This is a genomic window from Pedobacter sp. UBA4863 (genome assembly GCF_002399615.1).
Lineage (GTDB): Bacteria > Bacteroidota > Bacteroidia > Sphingobacteriales > Sphingobacteriaceae > Pedobacter.
In genome coordinates, this window is record NZ_DHDZ01000026.1 from 107,584 (window position 1) to 126,904 (window position 19,321).

16 protein-coding genes and 1 pseudogene are annotated in these 19,321 nt (G+C 37.7%); 13 read left to right on the forward strand and 4 right to left on the reverse strand.

From position 1 onward, the window contains the following. Nucleotides 1-2,084 (reverse strand): annotated as a pseudogene (secA, locus tag B3I52_RS04630) (preprotein translocase subunit SecA); the annotation flags it as partial. A gap of 230 nt (nucleotides 2,085-2,314) precedes the next feature. Next, nucleotides 2,315-2,617 (reverse strand): hypothetical protein, encoded by a 303-nt coding sequence (locus tag B3I52_RS04635; RefSeq protein WP_293299278.1) that lies wholly within the window; start codon nucleotides 2,615-2,617, stop codon nucleotides 2,315-2,317. Between the two features lie 159 nt (nucleotides 2,618-2,776). On the opposite strand from B3I52_RS04635, the gene purD reads away from it, so the two are divergent. Together purD and B3I52_RS04645 are read left to right on the forward strand one after the other, a co-directional pair. Then, nucleotides 2,777-4,048, forward strand: coding sequence for a phosphoribosylamine--glycine ligase (gene purD / locus B3I52_RS04640; RefSeq protein ID WP_293299279.1), 1,272 nt, complete (start codon nucleotides 2,777-2,779; stop codon nucleotides 4,046-4,048). A gap of 186 nt (nucleotides 4,049-4,234) precedes the next feature. After that, nucleotides 4,235-4,924 (forward strand): hypothetical protein, encoded by a 690-nt coding sequence (locus B3I52_RS04645; RefSeq protein ID WP_293299280.1) that lies wholly within the window; start codon nucleotides 4,235-4,237, stop codon nucleotides 4,922-4,924. Nucleotides 4,925-4,994: 70 nt separating this feature from the next. Here the strand turns inward: B3I52_RS04645 and B3I52_RS04650 are convergent, their stop codons facing one another. Together B3I52_RS04650 and B3I52_RS04655 are read right to left on the reverse strand one after the other, a co-directional pair. Beyond that, nucleotides 4,995-6,146: a TlpA disulfide reductase family protein gene (locus B3I52_RS04650; protein ID WP_293299281.1), complete on the reverse strand. Its 1,152-nt coding sequence runs from the start codon at nucleotides 6,144-6,146 to the stop codon at nucleotides 4,995-4,997. Between the two features lie 66 nt (nucleotides 6,147-6,212). Continuing rightward, nucleotides 6,213-7,394 carry a formimidoylglutamase gene (locus tag B3I52_RS04655; protein ID WP_293299282.1) on the reverse strand — a complete coding sequence of 394 codons (1,182 nt, stop codon included), beginning with the start codon at nucleotides 7,392-7,394 and terminating at the stop codon, nucleotides 6,213-6,215. 67 nt (nucleotides 7,395-7,461) lie between these two features. Between B3I52_RS04655 and B3I52_RS04660 the strand changes: the two genes are divergently transcribed. The 11 genes from B3I52_RS04660 to B3I52_RS04710 all read left to right on the forward strand — a co-directional run bounded on the left by B3I52_RS04660 (nucleotide 7,462) and on the right by B3I52_RS04710 (nucleotide 19,239). Continuing rightward, nucleotides 7,462-8,424: an NAD-dependent epimerase/dehydratase family protein gene (locus tag B3I52_RS04660; protein ID WP_293299283.1), complete on the forward strand. Its 963-nt coding sequence runs from the start codon at nucleotides 7,462-7,464 to the stop codon at nucleotides 8,422-8,424. A gap of 89 nt (nucleotides 8,425-8,513) precedes the next feature. Continuing rightward, nucleotides 8,514-9,812: an HAD-IB family phosphatase gene (locus B3I52_RS04665; RefSeq protein WP_293299284.1), complete on the forward strand. Its 1,299-nt coding sequence runs from the start codon at nucleotides 8,514-8,516 to the stop codon at nucleotides 9,810-9,812. 216 nt (nucleotides 9,813-10,028) lie between these two features. Continuing rightward, nucleotides 10,029-10,994: a tryptophan 2,3-dioxygenase family protein gene (locus B3I52_RS04670; protein WP_293299285.1), complete on the forward strand. Its 966-nt coding sequence runs from the start codon at nucleotides 10,029-10,031 to the stop codon at nucleotides 10,992-10,994. 102 nt (nucleotides 10,995-11,096) lie between these two features. Next, a complete protein-coding gene (locus B3I52_RS04675) occupies nucleotides 11,097-12,164 on the forward strand; it encodes a branched-chain amino acid aminotransferase (RefSeq protein ID WP_293299286.1) in 1,068 nt (355 codons plus the stop codon). Between the two features lie 152 nt (nucleotides 12,165-12,316). Beyond that, on the forward strand, nucleotides 12,317-12,580 hold the full coding sequence (locus B3I52_RS04680) for a hypothetical protein (RefSeq protein ID WP_293299287.1): 264 nt from the start codon (nucleotides 12,317-12,319) through the stop codon (nucleotides 12,578-12,580). 178 nt (nucleotides 12,581-12,758) lie between these two features. Next, on the forward strand, nucleotides 12,759-14,693 hold the full coding sequence (locus tag B3I52_RS04685) for a tetratricopeptide repeat-containing sensor histidine kinase (protein ID WP_293299288.1): 1,935 nt from the start codon (nucleotides 12,759-12,761) through the stop codon (nucleotides 14,691-14,693). Next, nucleotides 14,686-15,330: a response regulator gene (locus B3I52_RS04690; RefSeq protein ID WP_293299289.1), complete on the forward strand. Its 645-nt coding sequence runs from the start codon at nucleotides 14,686-14,688 to the stop codon at nucleotides 15,328-15,330. Before B3I52_RS04685 ends, B3I52_RS04690 begins: the two co-directional genes overlap by 8 nt. A gap of 70 nt (nucleotides 15,331-15,400) precedes the next feature. Continuing rightward, nucleotides 15,401-16,408, forward strand: a complete 1,008-nt coding sequence (locus tag B3I52_RS04695; RefSeq protein WP_293299290.1) for a hypothetical protein — start codon at nucleotides 15,401-15,403, stop codon at nucleotides 16,406-16,408. Between the two features lie 32 nt (nucleotides 16,409-16,440). Then, nucleotides 16,441-18,195, forward strand: a complete 1,755-nt coding sequence (locus B3I52_RS04700) for a hypothetical protein (RefSeq protein ID WP_293299291.1) — start codon at nucleotides 16,441-16,443, stop codon at nucleotides 18,193-18,195. A gap of 119 nt (nucleotides 18,196-18,314) precedes the next feature. Further along, nucleotides 18,315-18,758, forward strand: coding sequence for a hypothetical protein (locus B3I52_RS04705; RefSeq protein WP_293299292.1), 444 nt, complete (start codon nucleotides 18,315-18,317; stop codon nucleotides 18,756-18,758). 277 nt (nucleotides 18,759-19,035) lie between these two features. Next, on the forward strand, nucleotides 19,036-19,239 hold the full coding sequence (locus B3I52_RS04710; RefSeq protein WP_293299305.1) for a response regulator transcription factor: 204 nt from the start codon (nucleotides 19,036-19,038) through the stop codon (nucleotides 19,237-19,239). Nucleotides 19,240-19,321 lie beyond the last annotated feature (82 nt).

The window sequence follows — 19,321 nt, forward strand, 5'->3', positions numbered from 1 at the left end:
TCGGTACCACGACCAGCCATGTTGGTAGCAATAGTTACCTGACCTGGCTGACCAGCTTCTGCCACAATATCGGCCTCTTTTTGGTGCATTTTCGCGTTCAACACATTATGTTTAATGCCACGCAATTTCAACATACGGCTTAACAATTCCGAAATTTCAACCGAAGTTGTACCCACCAATACCGGTCGGCCGGCTTCTGTTAATTTCACTATTTCTTCTGCTACCGCATTGTATTTTTCTCTTACTGTACGATAAACGTAATCCTGCTCATCTTTTCTAGAAATCACTCTGTTGGTAGGAATTTCTACCACATCTAATTTATAGATAGACCAAAACTCGCCCGCTTCTGTAGTTGCCGTACCCGTCATACCGCAAAGCTTGTGGTACATACGGAAATAGTTTTGTAAGGTAACCGTTGCGTAAGTTTGCGAAGCATCTTCTACTTTCACGTTTTCTTTGGCCTCAATTGCTTGGTGCAAACCATCAGAATAACGACGGCCTTCCATAATACGGCCGGTTTGCTCATCTACAATTTTAATCTTGCCTTCATCAACAATATACTCTACATCATTTTCGAATAAAGTATAGGCTTTTAACAATTGGTTGATAGAGTGGATACGCTCTGCTTTAACCGCATAATCACGCATTAAAGCATCTTTATTTGCAATTTTCTCTTCATTGCTTAAGCTCGATTTTTCGATTTCTGCAATTTCGGTTCCTACATCTGGCAATACGAAAAAGCTTGGATCTTCGCCCGTTTGGGTAATTAGCTCGATACCTTTTTCGGTTAGTTCTACCTGATTGTTTTTCTCATCAATATGGAAGAACAACTCTGCATCTACTTTAGGCATGTTCTTAGACTGGTCTGCCATGTAGTAGTTTTCGGTTTTTAATAAGGTTTGCTTGTTGCTGCCTTCACTTAAAAACTTAATTAAAGCTTTATTTTTAGGCAAACCACGATGAGCACGCAATAATGCCAAGCCACCTTCGCCTTCTTCTGTACCTGCGTTACCACTGTTAATTAAGCTTTTTGCCGAATTTAGCGCAGATTGAACATATGTTTTCTGCGCATTTACCAAACGCTCGATACGCGGTTTTAACTCATGAAATTCGTGTTGATCGCCAAATGGCACAGGGCCAGAAATAATCAATGGTGTACGGGCATCATCAATTAAAACTGAATCGACCTCATCTACCATGGCAAAATGCAATTTACGTTGCACCAATTGCTCTGGTGTTTGCGACATATTGTCACGCAAGTAATCGAAACCGAACTCATTGTTAGTGCCGTAAGTAATATCTGCTAAGTAAGCTTTTCTACGTTCTTCAGAGTTGGGCTGGTGTTTATCGATACAGTCAACGCTTAAACCATGGAACTCGAATAATGGGCCATTCCACTCGCTATCACGACGGGCAAGGTAATCGTTTACGGTTACAATGTGCACCCCTTGGCCAGCCAACGCATTCAAATATGCTGGTAACGTACTCACCAAGGTTTTACCCTCACCTGTTGCCATTTCTGCAATTTTACCGCTATTAAGCACCATACCGCCAATTAACTGTACATCGTAATGTACCATGTTCCAAAGCACCTCTGTGCCCGAAGCATCCCAACGGTTAGTCCATAAAGCTTTATCGCCAACAATTTTTACATTGCTTTTTCTAGCAGCAATTTCTCTATCGAATGGGGTTGCTGTTACTTCTAGTTGTTCATTTTCACTTAAACGACGTGAGGTTTCTTTAACTACCGCAAAAGCTTGAGGTAAAATTTGCAGTAAAACTTTCTCTAGTTCTACGTTACGTTCTTTTCCTAGCGCATCAACCTCATCATAAAGATTAGTTTTCTCCGCTAGAGAAAGTTCTGGGCTTTCTGCCTGTGTTTTTAAATCGTTTATTTTACCATCAATAGTAGCTAAGGCCGAGGCAATAGTTGCTTTAAATTCGATGGTTTTATTTCTTAACTCATCATTAGTAAGCGAGGCTAATTTTGCATATTCTTCGTTAATTTGCGCTACAATGGGCTGCAAGGCCTTAATATCTCTTTCTGATTTGCTTCCAAATATTTTGGCTAAAAATCCTAACATTTTATTGTGTTGTTTTTGTTATTAAATTGTTCTATTGTTGAATTACTGGTTATTTATTTAACTGGTTAATTGTTTCCAACACCACCAATTGCATGTTCCCAACAATCGTAATTCGTAAATCCGAAATCGTAAATTAATTAACAACAACCAAGCCACTGGACCATAATATGACAACTTGGCTTTGGATATTCTTTATTAAAGTAACGATGCTGTAAATGGAGAGCCTTTAGCTATGGGCTATTATTTCTTGGGTTTTCTAGTGTAGTAGCGTATCGTAATGGCTGATTAAATAAACGAAATTTAATACAGTTTTCACTAGAAAGCACCCCTATGGCGCTTAATTGGTTATTTGACAAGAAGAAATGAGGTAAATCTTGCAAATCTTGAACCGAACGCACAGCAGATTGTTCTGCCGTAGTTTGTGTTTTAGCACAATACCTTTCCGCTAAATAGCGTACGCTGTCTATCCTATCGGCCTTGGCCAAATGCGAAAGACTAAAAAACACTAAAGATATGGTTACGAGATGCCTCATTACTGCGGCAAATCTAGTTTTATTCTTTTATATATCGAAATTTGATTTTTCACTAGCTTATCATTAACCATTGCACAACTGGTTTCAACTAATTTCTTAGCAATTGTTTAAATTTTACATTTTATGTTACTAGTAAGCAGAAAGCAATATCTTTGCCTTATGAATATCTTACTTTTAGGTTCTGGCGGAAGAGAGTGTGCTTTTGCTTGGAAATTAAGCCAATCTGAAAAATGCACTAATCTTTTTATTGCTCCAGGCAATGCAGGTACAGCCAACTATGGCAAAAACATCAATATAAGCGCTAACGATTTTGAAGCTGTTAAAGCACTAGCAATAAAAGAAAAAATTGACATGCTGGTTGTAGGCCCAGAAGAACCCTTGGTATTAGGTATTCATGATTTTTTTGCTAACGACGAAGCGCTTTCACACATCCCTGTAATTGGCCCCAAAAAAGAAGGTGCTATTTTAGAAGGAAGCAAGGATTTTTCTAAGCAGTTTATGGAACGTCACAACATTCCAACTGCAAAATCTAAATCGTTTACTAACGAAAACCTACAAGAAGGCTTAGCTTATTTAGCCAACCATACTTTACCAATAGTACTAAAAGCCGATGGCTTAGCGGCCGGAAAGGGCGTCTTAATCATTGATAACCACCAAGAAGCACAAGAAGAATTACAGCTAATGTTAGGCGGTAAATTTGGAACCGCAGGCACTACCGTGGTAGTTGAAGAGTTTTTAACAGGTATCGAGCTTTCTGTTTTTATCCTATCAGATGGCAAAAACTATGTGGTTTTACCAGAGGCCAAAGACTACAAACGTATTGGGCAAGGAGATACAGGTTTAAATACCGGCGGAATGGGTTCGGTTTCTCCAGTTGCTTTTGCCGATAAAGTATTTTTAGATAAGGTACAAGAAAGAATTATAAAGCCCACAGTTGATGGCTTAATTAAAGAAGGCATAGATTATACCGGCTTTATTTTCTTCGGACTAATCAAAGTAGGCGACGAACCTTATGTTATAGAATACAATGCTCGTATGGGCGATCCAGAAACAGAAAGTGTATTATTAAGGGTCGAGAATGATTTGGTAGAACTTTTCTTAGCTAGCGCAAATAAACAATTGGGCAATTACGAAATCAAAATTAGCCCTAAAAATGCGGCTACGGTAGTAATTGTTGCTGGCGGATACCCAGGCGAATACGAAAAAGGCAAAGTAATTTCTGGCTTAGACAACATTAGAGATTCTTATGCTTTCCACGCAGGCACAAGCTTAGATGGCGGCCTTGTAAAAACCAATGGCGGAAGAGTTTTGGCCATTAGCAGTGTTAAAGACACCCAGTTTGAGGCCCTACAATGCGCAACCGCAGATGCCGCAAGAATATATTTTGACGGCAAATATTTTCGTGAAGACATTGGCTTTGACCTCATATAACCTCAAAACGAGGTAAAAACTTCTCATTTGTCAACATTTATTCGTACACTTGTACTTAACAAGGTACAAACACCCTTATCCCGACCTAACCTACCATAGTGCTAAGCGGGATTTTTATCATTATAATTATCTATAGTGATTAATTGGTATGTTTTTTTGTTAACAATACAGCAATTAGAAAGCAGTTTGGAGAATAACCTAAATAAATCGTTCTATTACACCATACTTTTCATGGTGCTGTGGTCATTTCCTTTCTTAAGCTTTTCGCAGCAAGAACAGCCAAAAAGAGTAACCGTAGTAGTTACAGCCACAGAAACCGCAGTACAAAAAGAAATTATACAATTACCCGCCGACAATGTACCCAAAGCAATAGACAAACCTAGCGCTAAGGTTACGGCAAAGCACAGCGAATTTACAGCCAAGAAAACCCCAAGTGTTTTAAAAAACAATATTGTAAAAGAGAAGCCTATAACAAGCACTCCTGTAGCTGCAACAAAACCACCTGTGGCAACGCCTAAAGTATCGGTACCGCAAAACAAAATTAAAGCAAACGAAGAAACCGCGGCAAACAAACCCAGTGCAGCAACAGAAAAAAAAGCAACAACTATACCTGCCCAGGCAACATTAAAAAAACCAGAAGGAGCTACCACCAAACCAACTGTACAAGAAGATAAGGGCTTAGTTACTGTTAAAACCGCCACGCCCAAGGAAAATGAAGAGAGCATACACAGCACTACCGCAAACTCTTCTAGCTATATCTGGATCGGCATTTTTTTAATCATTGCTGGGGTAGTTTTAGGATTATTGTTTGGCAAACCCGCATTTCTTATTTCATTTGTAGGCATTGTGTTTATTGCCCTCGGCATGTTAATCTAAATAAAGCCTATAAAATTAAAGTGCCCCGAAACGTGGTTTCGGGGCACTTTGATATATAATTCAATGTAATTTATTTTGCTTTTTTATCTAAAATTTCGGCAAGCTTGGTATGCAATGCACTACCTCTTAAATCTTTAGCTACAATTTTACCATTAGGGTCTATTAAAAAATTTGCGGGTATGCCTTTAATTCCCCAAGCCTTAGAAACTTCGTTATTCCAGCCCTGCATATCAGAAACCTGAGTCCAAGTCAACTTATCATCTTCAACAGCTTTTAACCATTGCTCCTTTGTTGTTTTGGTATTGCCTCCATCTAACGAAACACCTAAAATGGTGAAATTTTTATCTTTAAACTTTGTAAACGCAGCCACTACATTAGGGTTTTCGTTTCTACAAGGCCCACACCACGATGCCCAAAAATCAATGAGCACATATTTACCTTTAAAATCAGACAGTTTTACAGGCTTGCCATCAGGATCATTTTGTGTAAAATCCATTGCCATTACACCTATAGCTGTCTTTTTAGTAGCTTCAATAGCAGCAGGAATAGCCTGTCCTATTTTCGAAGATTTTAAAGCTGGCGAAAGTGAGGCATATAATTTTTCTACTTCATTAACCACTTTATCATCTCCTGCCAAAGCATTTAACTGCACCAAACTGATATAAGAACTAGGATTTTCTTTAACAAACTTTAAATAAACAGGCTTCTTTTTCTCGCCCAAGGCTTTAAACTTGGCATACAGCGCATCCATTACTGCTTCGTCCTCTTTTTGTTCCTTAGTATATTTGGCATACTCTTCGTTTAACGCTTTCTCTTGATCTGTTAATGGCTTTATAAGCGCCTTCAATTTCGTATTATCGATATTTATGGGCGTACCTCCCGCTACAATAGAATTAACGCTATCTGCACTATTTACGGTAATATCTCCAGGCTCAATATAAAAGGCCGTATAATCCATATTTTTGGTGTTTGCACCTTTTTTATACGGATTTACATTTTTAAATAAATTCCCCATCACAGGCGAAGTTATTTTTCCTTTAAACTCAAAAGATCCATTGTTAACAATTGTTGAGTCTGTTAATCTTTGTCCTGCTTCTGCATAAACTAAATATAGTTTGCTACCATTAGCAACCGATTTCACATTTCCCTTAATAGAGAAATCTGATTGTGCCATCAATGCAAGTGGTGCAAGCAATGCGGCGGTGAGAATTATTTTTTTCATTTTATTAAGTTAGTAGTATTAAGTGTTTAGTCAAATGTACAATTATGTTAGTTTTTATTGCTATAACTAATTAAGTTTTTGATAAGTACGCCACCATAGATCGGGCATTTCTCCATTAACGGCCATATTGTAATCTTCGTATTTGCAAGGCACTAAATGATACCGTTCATTCTCAGAGCCATTGGCAGGATAAGGCACCTGCATCCACCAGCGGTCAGATTTTTTGCTCTTCACAAAATTAACTTCGGTAGCACCGTCGTTTACACTTGCCCTATAAATAATATATTGAGATTTTGGCGTAAGCGGAAAATCTTTTTTACGGCTATAATAGCCATCTATAAAGTACCAAACCATTTGCGAGAGCAACATTGCCGTTTGCCCGCCCTTATCAAACGCTGGGTTAAACTCATAAAAACCTATAGACGTTAACTTGTCGCTCATGCCCGCATAACGAGAAATACGGCAAGCATCTTCGCCATAAAACCCATTTGGAACTCCATTACCGTTGGCGCAGGCATCGCTAGAGCGAATAGCCCCCATATCAAAACTCACCATATTTGCATTACGGATAACAGGTTCAGAAACCGATAAGTCAGCTACAAATTCACCCAGTCTGTGTACATCAAAATAAAGCTTATCCATTACACGTAAACTATCTTGACTTACAAAATAGGTTTGGTAACCCATGTTGCTAAAATTGAACAGATAATTGGGCTGGTGCAAGAAAATCTTACCCAAATAACTTTGAGAAGTAGTTGCTACGCTTTCCAAATCATCTTCACCTAGATCAAAACGGTTATCAATTACCAATAAATCTACCTTTTGTTCTAAACTTTCGTAACCCATGTATTGTGCGTAGGTTAAATCTTGCCCACCGCCAATAATAATTGGTACAATGTTTAGTTTAACCAGCTCGGCAACTACCGTTTTTAATGCAAAATAAGTATCAGAAATCTCTTGCCCGGCTATAATGTTACCTAAATCTACAATTTTAGTAGCAAACTGCCCCTCGTTAAGTGCGTAAAACTGCGCTCTAAAATAATCGGGAGCTAAAGAGCAACCCTCATTATCTACAGCGCCCCTATCGTCTTTTACGCCTATTATGGCCAAATCGTATTTGCTTTCTTCTAAATCTGGGAAAGTATTGGTATAAAACTCTACCTTAGTGCCTAAATGGCTGGTATAAAATCCTTGTTTTGGTGTAAATTTTTCGGGATCTACCGGAGAAAAAAAATCTGACAAAACCATAAAGCTATTTAAATGTTTGTCCTCAAATATCTATTTTTGGACGCATATTTCAACATAAAAAAATGAAATGATACTGGTTACGGGCGCTACAGGTTTTTTAGGAACAGAATTGGTGAGACAACTTACGAACCAAAACATGGCGGTTCGTGCCATTAAAAGAAATAGTTCATCTATTCCAGCTTTGCTAAAAAACAACCCATTGGTAACTTGGCATACCGCCGACATTAACGACACCGAAAACCTTGCCGATGCTTTTGAGGGCATCACTAAAGTTTACCATTGTGCCGCAACCGTATCCTTTGCCCCGAAAGACAAGGCCAAACTTTTAAAAATTAATATCGAAGGCACCGCCAATATTGTAAATCTCTGTTTAGAAAACAATGTACGTTTACTGCACGTAAGCTCTATTGCGGCTTTGGGCTATCCCAAAAAAGACGAATTGATTTCCGAAAAACATTTCTGGGATTACGATCCTAAGGCGCACAACTATGCTATTTCTAAATATCAAGGCGAAATGGAAGTATGGCGTGGCATAGCCGAAGGATTGGATGCCGTAATCGTAAACCCTGCGGTAATTATTGGTAAAAACGCAGGCTTTAATGGCAGTGGTGCCATTTTTAAACTGGTAAAAGAAGGATTAAAATTTTATACCAATGGCGCTACCGGAATTGTAGATGTAGAAGATGTGGCTAAATGCATGATTTTATTAATGGAAAGCCAAATTACCGCAGAACGTTACACACTAAGTGCCGACAACCTCCATTACAAAGATTTCTTTGCCCAAATTGCCAAAGGCTTTCACATTAAGGCTCCTGGTATTGCCGCCAAACCTTGGATGTTGGGCATTGCTTGGAGAGCGGCAAAATTAGTATCGCTATTTACCAGAAAGCCGGCTGCATTAACTAAAGAAACTGCCCGCAGTAGCTTTAACCTAAGTTACTATACCAACCAAAAGATAATCAACACCTTAAATTTTAAATTCAAACCCCTAGACCAAAGCATTGCCGAAGTTTGCAATGCACTTAAATAGAAAATGAACCAGCATGCGCATACCAATATTATAGCCCTAATAAATGCTCATACTAGCTTCATCACCTTTTAAAAACAATATTATAACTGATGACACAGCAAAACTTTTACATCATTGATTTTGATAGCACTTTTACACAAGTAGAAGCCCTAGATGAACTGGCAAGAATTTCTTTAGCAAAACATCCGGAGCGTGAAGCTATTTATCAAAAAATTGAGGACTATACCAATTTAGCGATGGAAGGCAAACTGTCATTTTCGGAAAGCTTGGCACAACGTGTAAAATTGCTCGAAGCTAACGAAGAAGATCTGCAAAAACTCATCAAGCATTTAAAGAAAAAAGTATCAAAATCTTTTTCGCGTAATGCAGAGTTCTTTAAAAAACATGCGGATGAGGTTTTAATTGTTTCTGGCGGATTTAAGGAATTTATTACCCCGGTGGTTAGTGAATATCATATTAAAAAAGAGAACATTTACGCCAACACTTTTGTAACCACAGGCGATGGAAAAATTATTGATTACGACCATGCCAACCCACTAAGTGAAGAAGGTGGAAAAGTAAAATTGATGCACCAATTAAAGTTGCAAGGCAATTTATATGGCATTGGCGATGGTTATTCTGATTACCAGCTACGTGAAAGTGGCTTAATTAAAAAGTTCTACGCATTTACCGAAAACATTGCCAGAGAGAGTATCGTTACCAAAGCCGACCATGTTACACCTAGTTTCGACGAATTTTTATACGTAAATAATTTGCCAAGGGCGATATCTTACCCAAAGAACAGGATTTTGTGCTTGGTAATTGGCGACGTTCCGGCAGAAACAATTGCTCATTTGAAAAATGATGGCTTTTCTATCCGACACAAGGTGGAGTTTGAAGATAAATATGTGGCCGATGTAGGCATGTTAATTTTAGGCAACGGCGAAAAAGTATCCAATGAGAAGTTAAAAAGAGCCGAAAAATTGAAGGTAATTGGTTATTTAGGTGCAGCGGCAAATCAGCTTTCGCTAGATATTTGCAACAAAAAAGGCATCGTAGTTTTTGACGATCCTAAACGCAACCCGAACAATGCGAAATTTATCCCTACCCGCGTAGCAGAGTTTATGAACAAAGGAGCTACTTACTTAAGTGTAAATTTCCCGAACTTACAGCTACCAGCTTTAGAAAATTCGCACCGACTGATACACATCCATAAAAACGTACCTGGTATTATGGCCCAAATCAATAAGATTTTCGCTAAGCACGACATCAATATTGTTGGTCAGTTTCTAATGACCAAAGGTGATATTGGCTATTGTATTACCGACATTAATACCGAGTACGACAAACAACTCTTTAAATCATTGAAAAAGATTGAACATACTATTAAATTTAGAGTATTGTATTAGCAATTAGCTTTGACAACTTTCTAGCCGAGTTGCAAAAAAGTTGTCAAAGTTTAGAAATAACAAAGCATTATAAAGCAACCTATGCTATTTTCATCGTGGATACTGATTTCTAATTTTACGCTTATCATAGATAGGCCCAGCTAGTATTGTCTTGCATTTTAGGTTTAGAACGAAGATAAGCTTCGCTCTTAGTTTTTAATTTCAAGACAAAACAACATGGAACTTACACCACAAATCAAAGAAAAACTCTCTCTGCTTCAAGAAAAGTATGAAGCCATGGGGCAAGATATGGTTTCTTACCTAGATGGCCTTCTATATGCCGATTTCCTCACCTATTGGGACTATATTCATTTAGATACTTTGCTGAGCTTGCAAAGCCCGAAAACGCCTTTTCCAGATGAGGAGATTTTCATCATGTACCACCAAATTACCGAGCTCTATTTTAAGTTATCGCTACATGAATGCAAGCAAATTGCCGAACATCCAAACTTAACAGCGAAGTTTTTTATTGACCGTGTAAAAAGAATTAATGCTTATTTCAATGCGCTAACCACATCATTCGAGGTAATGGTAAATGGCATGGAAAAAGAACAATTCTTAAAATTCCGTATGTCTCTACTGCCAGCAAGTGGTTTTCAGAGCGGACAATACCGTATGATTGAAATTTCTGCAACTGATTTCACCCAACTGGTTGATAAAAGCAAGAGAGAAGAACTGGCAAATGCTAGTATAGAAGAAAAATTCGAACACATTTATTGGAAATTCGGTGCTACGGAACTAGCCAGCGGAAAGCAAACTTTAACATTAAAACAGTTCATCAATAAGTACGCGACGCAGTTTTTGGCTTTAGCAAAGGAAAGAGAACACAGCAATTTTGCATCACTTTACAAACAATTAGAAGCTAAAGGCGAGGACGTAACTTTATTAGCAGAAGAGTTACGTAAGTTAGATTTGTACGTAAATGTAGAGTGGCCCCTATCGCATTACAAATCGGCTGTGCGTTATTTAGAAAAAGATCCTGTGGATATTGCCGCAACCGGCGGAACCAATTGGCAGAAATATTTGCCTCCGCGTTTCCAAAAAAGAATTTTCTATCCATTTTTATGGACCGAAGAACAAACCAATGACTGGGGAAAAGGATGGGTACTTAGTGTGCTGCAAACACTTAAAATCCAAGATTAATTATTAGAAAAACCTTAAAAAACACTTGATTTTTAGTAGTTTTGCAGCAAAATAAAAAAGCGTTTAACCAAAAAGACAAACGCTTTTATAAAATTCTATAAAATGACCGAAACATTAGACATCAAAGTAACCAAGGTTGAGCAAACTCGCCTTACTGTTACTGATTTTTCAGAGTTACCATTCGGTAAAGTATTTACCGACCACATGTTTTTGTGTGACTATGAGGATGGTGTATGGAAAAACCCTAGAGTAGTTCCTTATGGCCCAATCCCTATGAGCCCAGCAATTTCTGCGCTGCATTACGGACAAGCTATTTTTGAAGGCATTAAAGCCTACAGACTACCCGACGGTAAAATCAGCATCTTCAGAGCTGACAAAAATTTCCTTCGTTTCAACAAATCGGCAAGAAGAATGGCGATGGCAGAGGTTCCTGAAGAAATTTTTATGCAAGGTATGGCTGCTCTAATCAATATTGATGAAAAATGGGTGCCAAACCAAGAAGATTATGCACTTTACATTAGACCAGTAATGTATGCTACAGACCCTTATTTGGGCGTTAGACCATCTGACAGCTATACTTTTGCCATATTAACTACTCCTACAGGAAAATATTACAGCAAAGCTTTAAAAATTAAAGTAGAAACTGAATTTACTAGAGCAGATGATGGTGGTGTAGGTTTTGCAAAAACAGCAGGCAACTACGCCCGTTCTTTATATCCTTTCGAAGTTGCTAGAAAAGAAGGTTTCGACCAATTAATTTGGACTGATGCGCAAACGCATGAGTTTATTGAAGAAGCCGGAACTGCAAACTTAATGTTTGTAATTGATGGCAAATTGGTTACTCCAGCGGTAAGAACTACGGTTTTAGACGGCGTAACTAGAGATACCATTATTCAATTAGCTAAAGCTAGCGACATTGAAGTAGAAGAAAGAAGAGTTTCTGTTAAAGAAGTGGTAGAAGGCATTGAAAACGGTAGGCTAACCGAAGCCTTTGCTGCCGGTACCGCCGCTACGGTTACCCACATTGGCGAGTTAAGCTACCAAGGCAAAAGCTACACACTAACTGATGTTGCTACAAGAACAATCTCAAACGGTATTGGCAAGAAGTTAAATGATATTAAATACGGCTTAGCTCCAGATACTTTTGGTTGGAATTGGGTGATTTCTTAAAAACACTTATTCTCTAAATAGAATGCCTCGAAATAAATTCGGGGCATTTTTTTGTATCTATACTACTCCTTTTTTGCGCATAAATAAGTATTTCTGCTTATGGCGCACCGTTAAGTTTATCTTCAATTTTGCTGCATATAAATTATCTACTTATGCAGGTAACCATATTTATGTTAGGCGTTTTTTTATTATTAGTTGGCATTTACCAAATGATGTCTAAAACTTCACAAAAGCGACTTAAAGAAAGATCAAAAATAAATAATCATAAAAAACGTCAATTATTTCTCCAAAAAAAGGTTTTTCAATTATTTGAGTTAGAAAAACATAACAAAGATAAACTCAAAATTTTGGAAGATGAAGTTGAACAGCTTCAGCAAGATATCGCGATTAAATACAAAGCTAATCATCGACAGTAAATAGGTATTTCTCCTTATTTACACCTCTCAAATAAACCGCAAAATTTAGCTTATCAACAAAATACAGTTGATACAATCTAATTATAACTAAACACATATTATTTCCTAAATAAATTTATATTTGATAAACCATTGTAATTCTGACCACTAGGTAAAGTTATTTTAAACCAAACAATTAATGAAAGCATTCATCATGCTAGTTCTCCTGTCTGTTAGTGTAATTAAAATTAATGCACAATCTAAAACAGATAGCCTCGAAAAGGTACTCAAAACAACTTACAAGAACGATACAACTACTGTAAACCTTTTAAAACTGTTATGCAGAAGCTACATTGATTTAGACAATAGAAAACTAGAAAAACATGCAAAAGCTATGCTTTCCATTTCTGAAAAAATTGGGTACTTAAAGGGGAAGGCAGATGCGCTAAATTTTCTAGGTATAGTGAAGGACATAGATGCTGATTTCCCGAAGGCCTTGACTTATTATAATGAAGCATTAATGCTAGCAAAACAAGCTGATGCTAAACAAACCATTGCAAGTATAGCAAACAACCTAGGTTTAATAGAATGGAAAACGGGCAATTTAAAAAAGGCGCTTACTTACTTTTTTGATGGGCTAAAGCAGGCAGAAGCAATTAAGAACATTAAGCTTCAGGCAAATATGAGCAGCAATATTGGATTGGTTTTTCAGGACCTAAACAGACATCAAGAAACGCTAGATTGGCAAAAGAAAGCACTCGCCTTAAGGATGAAAGGGCCAGAGGACCACGGATTGGCAAGCACTTACACAAATTTAGCAAATGCCTATTCTTATCTCAAAAGCACAGAAAAGGCAATTTACTATCAAAAGAAAGCTATAGAATTACAGCAAAAACTAGAAGATGAATATGGCTTGGGCATCAGCTATTCAAACCTTGGCGGCGAATACAAAATTCTAAGAAACTACCCAGAAGCATTGAAATACTATAATTTGAGCAAAGAAATGCGTGAGAAAAACGGAGATAAGCTTGGGCTTACCTTTACTTATATGAGCATGGCCATTATTTACAAAAATCAGCACAAAAATAAGGAGGCAATCACTTTCGGCGAGAAATCACTGGCGCTGGCGAAAGAAATAAAATCTGATGAGCGTATAGCTGAGAACAGTTTGGGACTATCTGAAATTTATGAGGATACTGGAAATCACGAAAAAGCTCTAGCCCTTTTGCGACAATACAATAACCATCATGATAAAGTTTTTAATGAGGATATGAATAAGAAAGTTTCCGAATTACATATCAAATATAAAACCGAAGAAAAAGAAAATCAGCTTAATAAGAGTAAACTGTTATTGATTGAAAAAGAAAATGAGGCCCGCAACAGAAATTTATGGCTTTTTAGCATTAGTGGATTAACTTTATTTACGATAGCTGCAAGTTTATACGTTTACAAACAGCAACAGCTAAAGCATTCATTAAAAACAGAAATCCTGAAAATTGAAGGAGAAAACAAACTGCACGAACAGCGACTAGATATTTCTCGAAACCTACACGACAACATTGGCTCGCAGCTAACCTTCATCAACTCCTTTATGGATACCTTAAAGTTGATGTCGGATACCAAAAATGAAGCGATAAACGAGCGAATTAACAATATATCATCCTTTACTAGAGATGCAATTATAGAACTTCGTGATACCGTTTGGGCATTGAATAGTGATACTTTGACTTTTGAAGATTTACAACTTAGAGTTCTAAATTTTATAGATAAAGCACAAGCAGCAAAAGAAAGCATCCAATTTAAATTTGACATAGACAAAAACGCTTCAAATGTCAAGTTCTCGTCTGCACACGGGGTTAATTTGTATCGAACAATCCAGGAAGCAGTAAATAACGCCATCAAATATTCGGAAGCTACAGCAATTACGATACAAACTAAAGCAGAAAATGCTGGATTGACCATTTCAATTACAGACAATGGAAAAGGTTTCGACCCTAAAAAAGAAAGAGAGGGCAATGGACTTTACAACATGCAAAAACGTATTGAAGAAATTGGTGGTCAGTTCATCTTAAGTTCTACTATAGGCAGTGGAACTCAAATTAAAATCATCCTTAAAGAAACCTCAGATGCTTAAAATTGCCATTGTTGAAGACAATATTTTCTTGCAGCGGGCTATCCGAGAAAAGCTATCTATGGATCCAAATCTTACCATCAAGCTTTGTGCAAGCAACGGTGTGGAAGCGCTGGAAAAACTGGCAAGTAATAGGGTAGATTTAATTTTGATGGACATCGAAATGCCTAAAATGAATGGCATAGAAACAGTTTTAGCTGTAAAAACCACATATCCATTGGTAAAAGTTATTATGCTTACGGTTTTTGATAACGATGAAAACATATTTAAAGCAGTTAAAGCAGGTGCTGATGGCTATTTTTTGAAAGACGTTTCGCCAGAAGAACTTTGTAAGGGCATAACAGAAACTATGCAAGGCGGTGCTGCAATGACACCTTCCATTGCAGCAAAAACTTTAAAGCTCCTGAGAGACCCTGATGCCTTTAAACATATCCAAGAGCATCAAGATTTTGCACTTACCACACGAGAAGTTGAGGTGCTGGAGCTTTTGAGCAAAGGATTAAAGTATAGCGCCATTGCTGACACGCTTTTTCTATCGGTAAGCACCATTAGAAAGCACATCGAAAATATTTACGGCAAACTACAGGTTCACAATAAATTAGAGGCAATTCAAAAGGCAAAAAACAATGGTATTTTCTAAAATATAGGTATTTCATCTTATTGATTACGGGAGGTTAAAAGGCAAAATTTGTATTGTAACAATTAGCAATATGAAAGCCTTCAAACTTTACCAAAGCCTCGCATTTCTTGTTATCGCTAACGCGATTTTCTTTACAAGTTGCAAAAAAGATAATTCCAATCCCGAAAAAACACAAGACCAAGGCAAACTTGCATTTTTTCTAGACACCTTTAGGGTTTACAGCAGCGACTTAGAAGGCAAAGGCCTCAAAACAGTAGTTGACGAAGATGAGAAATCGGGCAACAACTACATTGCCAGAATTATCTACACAAACAGCAATAAATTTGTTTATGGCTATAAACCCGCTAATGGAAGTTTCCAGATTAAGGTAGCTAACGCAGATGGCAGTAATAAAAAAACACTCAAAACCCTTACTGGCAATGCTGGGCTTAGCTTTTTGGGAAGTTTTGGTGATAAAATTATGTACACCACCCTAGATTATAGCGGAACCACCCCTATCATGGAAATTAGAACCATGTCCGAAGATGGCAGCAATGATGTTAAGCTGAACTTGCCGCGTCCAACGCTTACAGCTCGAGGTGGTTCTACGTTTGTTTCTACCACAGAAGATAACTCTACCGCCACACCATCATCTACTTCTTACGTTGTAAAATTTAAAAACGACGTTTGGGACGAAGCCAGTAGCTTTAGCCTTCCAAAGGTTACAGGTTTAATTAGAGCAAGCGCCATTTCAGATGATGGCAACACCTTGGTCTATGTATTAGCGGCCGACTACTCTACACTAACTTACGACGTATTCACGATGGATATTTCAAAAAAAGGCAATACTGCAAAGAAAGTACTTAGCCATACTTTCCCAACTACGGGCGAGGGCGCTGTTCAGTTTCCGCCACAAATATCTATCGCGTTAGCTGGAGCTGCTAATGTTTTAGTTGGTTACGGTGTAGATGTAGATAAGAAACGCTACGCCACTAAAAATGATTATTACTACATCCAAAACATTGATTTGGACAAAGGCATCATCTCCAAAAAATGGAAAATTGCTGGCGAATATGGCGGTAGTTTATTAGCAAACTAATTAATCATAGCTCATTTCTAGAAAATATTCTGATGAAAAAGAACCTTATTTTATTATTGCTTGTCCTTTTTAGCTTTAGTGCCTCTGCACAGTTTGGCAAACTAAAAGGAATGCTGGGCGGCAAAAAAGATAGCACCAAAGTAGAAAAAACCACAGACTCTGTTCGTGAAAAAAAAGGCGGACAAAACTTATGGAGCAAAGCGGTTGGCAAAATAGCTAAAATGGCGGGCAATTTAGCCGGCAGTATGGGCGGTTTAATTACCACCACGTCAACTTTAGATAACGTAGTTCCCGTGCCTTATTATTTAACTAACCTGCACCCTTCGTCGGTTGGCGTAATAAGCCAATCTTTCTTTGAAGGTTGGGAACCTGGTGGCAGCGCTGTAATGTTATCCTTCTCGGCTAAAAATTCTATCCAGCTTCATAAAATAGATGGCTCGGTTAATATTGATGGCAAACCTGCAAACTATGTAGCCATGGGCATTTACTCTGCCTTCTTAAAAGATATCAGCAAGCCAAAGTTGGTAGAAATTACAACGAGCAGCGGGCAGAAATCTACATTTACCTTAACCGCACCCAAACAAAGCATTAAGCTTTTGGCTATTAACGACCAAAAAGCAAACGTGTCTTTAGACCTTACTAAAGATGTAACCCTAACCTTAGAAAATTTGCCATCGGGCGATAATACGCCAGTAAGCGTTTCCTTAACGGGCAATACGCTTGGCATCAAAACTTTTTATGAGGTAGGATGGTTTGCACCAAATTCGAAAATCACTATTCCTGCGGCTATGTTTAGGAATATGAACGGCGCTACGAATAACATCGGCTTTGCTGATGCTTATTTACAGGTTTCTAGAGCAGCAACAAACAAAGTGAGCAACATAAGTGGGGTGTATCCGGAAATTGAATATTACAACGTCACTACCGATGGGAAGTTCATCACCGTTACGGCAAAACCTGTATTTAATAAAGGCTTAGTTGCCGCAGCTACAACAAATTATCCCAATGGCGAAGTAAGCTATGAAGTAAAAAAAGCAAATGCCATTTTCAGCCCTAACCTATCGAGAATGAAAACCTTGGGCATTACTTCTTTCGCCATACAAGGCAAAACATCAATTTATGATAGTAAAACGAAATATAGCGGGAACGACAGTTACACCACCACCACTAAAACGGCACAGTTTCCACAGTTTAGTGATGATGTTTGGAACAATATTTTAGAGAAAATGTATGCACAGGTTACTGAAATTTTAACAGCTGAGCTGAAAGTAAATGTATTGCCAATAGAAAAAGTGACCTCATCTAAAGGCTATCAACACATTGCGCCTTTTTCTAAAGAAGAAGCGAACACCAAAGCAGAATTCAGTAAGTCTTACAAAAACACCAAACTATTGGCCGGCTTAAGACCATTGAGCGAAACCATGGGCAAAAAAAGTGGTGAGTATAAAATTATGCAAGAAACTGGTGCAAATGCCATTATGCGATTTACCGCTGGACTAAACATGAGCTTTGAAGGTTCTAGCGCCATCATGACACCCACTTTATCTTTCGAAATTAATGGCGAAGTCTTAGGCGAAACTTTCACCACAAATTACCTCACAGGAACAGTCACTGGCAAAGGCGTTGCCATTAAAAACAAAGGCAAAGTAGATTTAACTACACTCGAAAACAGCTTCCTTAAAATGCCAGATTTGATGGCAGCATTTAAAAAATCGCTTCAAGATATTAAACAAAAAGAGCAGCAAAACGGAGATTACGAGATTGAGTGGGCTGCAATGAATAAATAACACATTGCTCGTCCTTTATAACCTACAGGTAAATAACAGGCTAAGTTTCTATATACAATGAACTAAAATGGGTCATTTTATCAACCAGCTATTAATCAAATCATTAAACATAAAAAATCATGAAAAAAATCTATTGCCTACTATTTGTTGCCACAATTTTTGCTACAGCTTGCAAAAAAGATGATGGTGAAGTAGAAGTTAATTCTAGCGGTAAACTCACAGCTACTACCTCCACTTTCGAAAATGGTAAGTGGGTTTCAGGAACGTTTGAAGCCAGTTCGGTTACAACTGTAAAAAGTGGAAACAATTATACAATTACTGCAAAAAACACTGCTAATGATGTAATTACAGTTGTAATCACAGGTGCCACGGGCGTTGGTAAAATAAAAACTCCAGCAGTAAAATGGGGCTACATTAAAGGCGGTAAAGATTTAGTACCTGCTGGCGCAAACCAAACTGGCACTGTAGAAATAACTGCTTCCACTGCCAACTCTATGATAGGGAAATTTAGTTTCGATGGAAGCAGTGGCGCTGTTATGGGAGATTTTGACGTTACTTTCTGATTTTTTAAAAAATCAGTATTTCCCGTTATAACTAATACTTTAATCACCAGCTATTTTAAGGTTAACTACCTAGAAAAATGAAAATTTTAATCTATACATGAAGTAACCTCGGGTAAATTTCTGATAAAAGTGCCGTTTAGACAAATATACTACAGCACCAGTATTTTTGTAGCAAGCACTTTTATTTTCGAAAATGCAAATTGGTCTGTTTACAATGGTAAAGTTGATCCCAGTTTTTAACCTTAAATATTGCTAAGCATTACAGAATGTGAAAACCATGCAGGAGGCATTACTTACTAGTCGGGAAATCGAATTGTTGGCGCTTATTGCCAATGGTTTGGATAATAAAAGTATTGCAAAAGAATTGCGCATATCGCCTTTTACGGTGAAACGCCATATAGAAAATATCTACAAAAAATTGCAGGCAAAAAACAGGGTTCATCTGGTTATGCTATTTAATGAAATTGGTAAAAGCGATTAATCACTTCATTTTAAAATGGTCTAAACGGCCCATTGTGCTAATCCTTAATTTCCTCAATTTTTGTACACTCAATTATAAATTT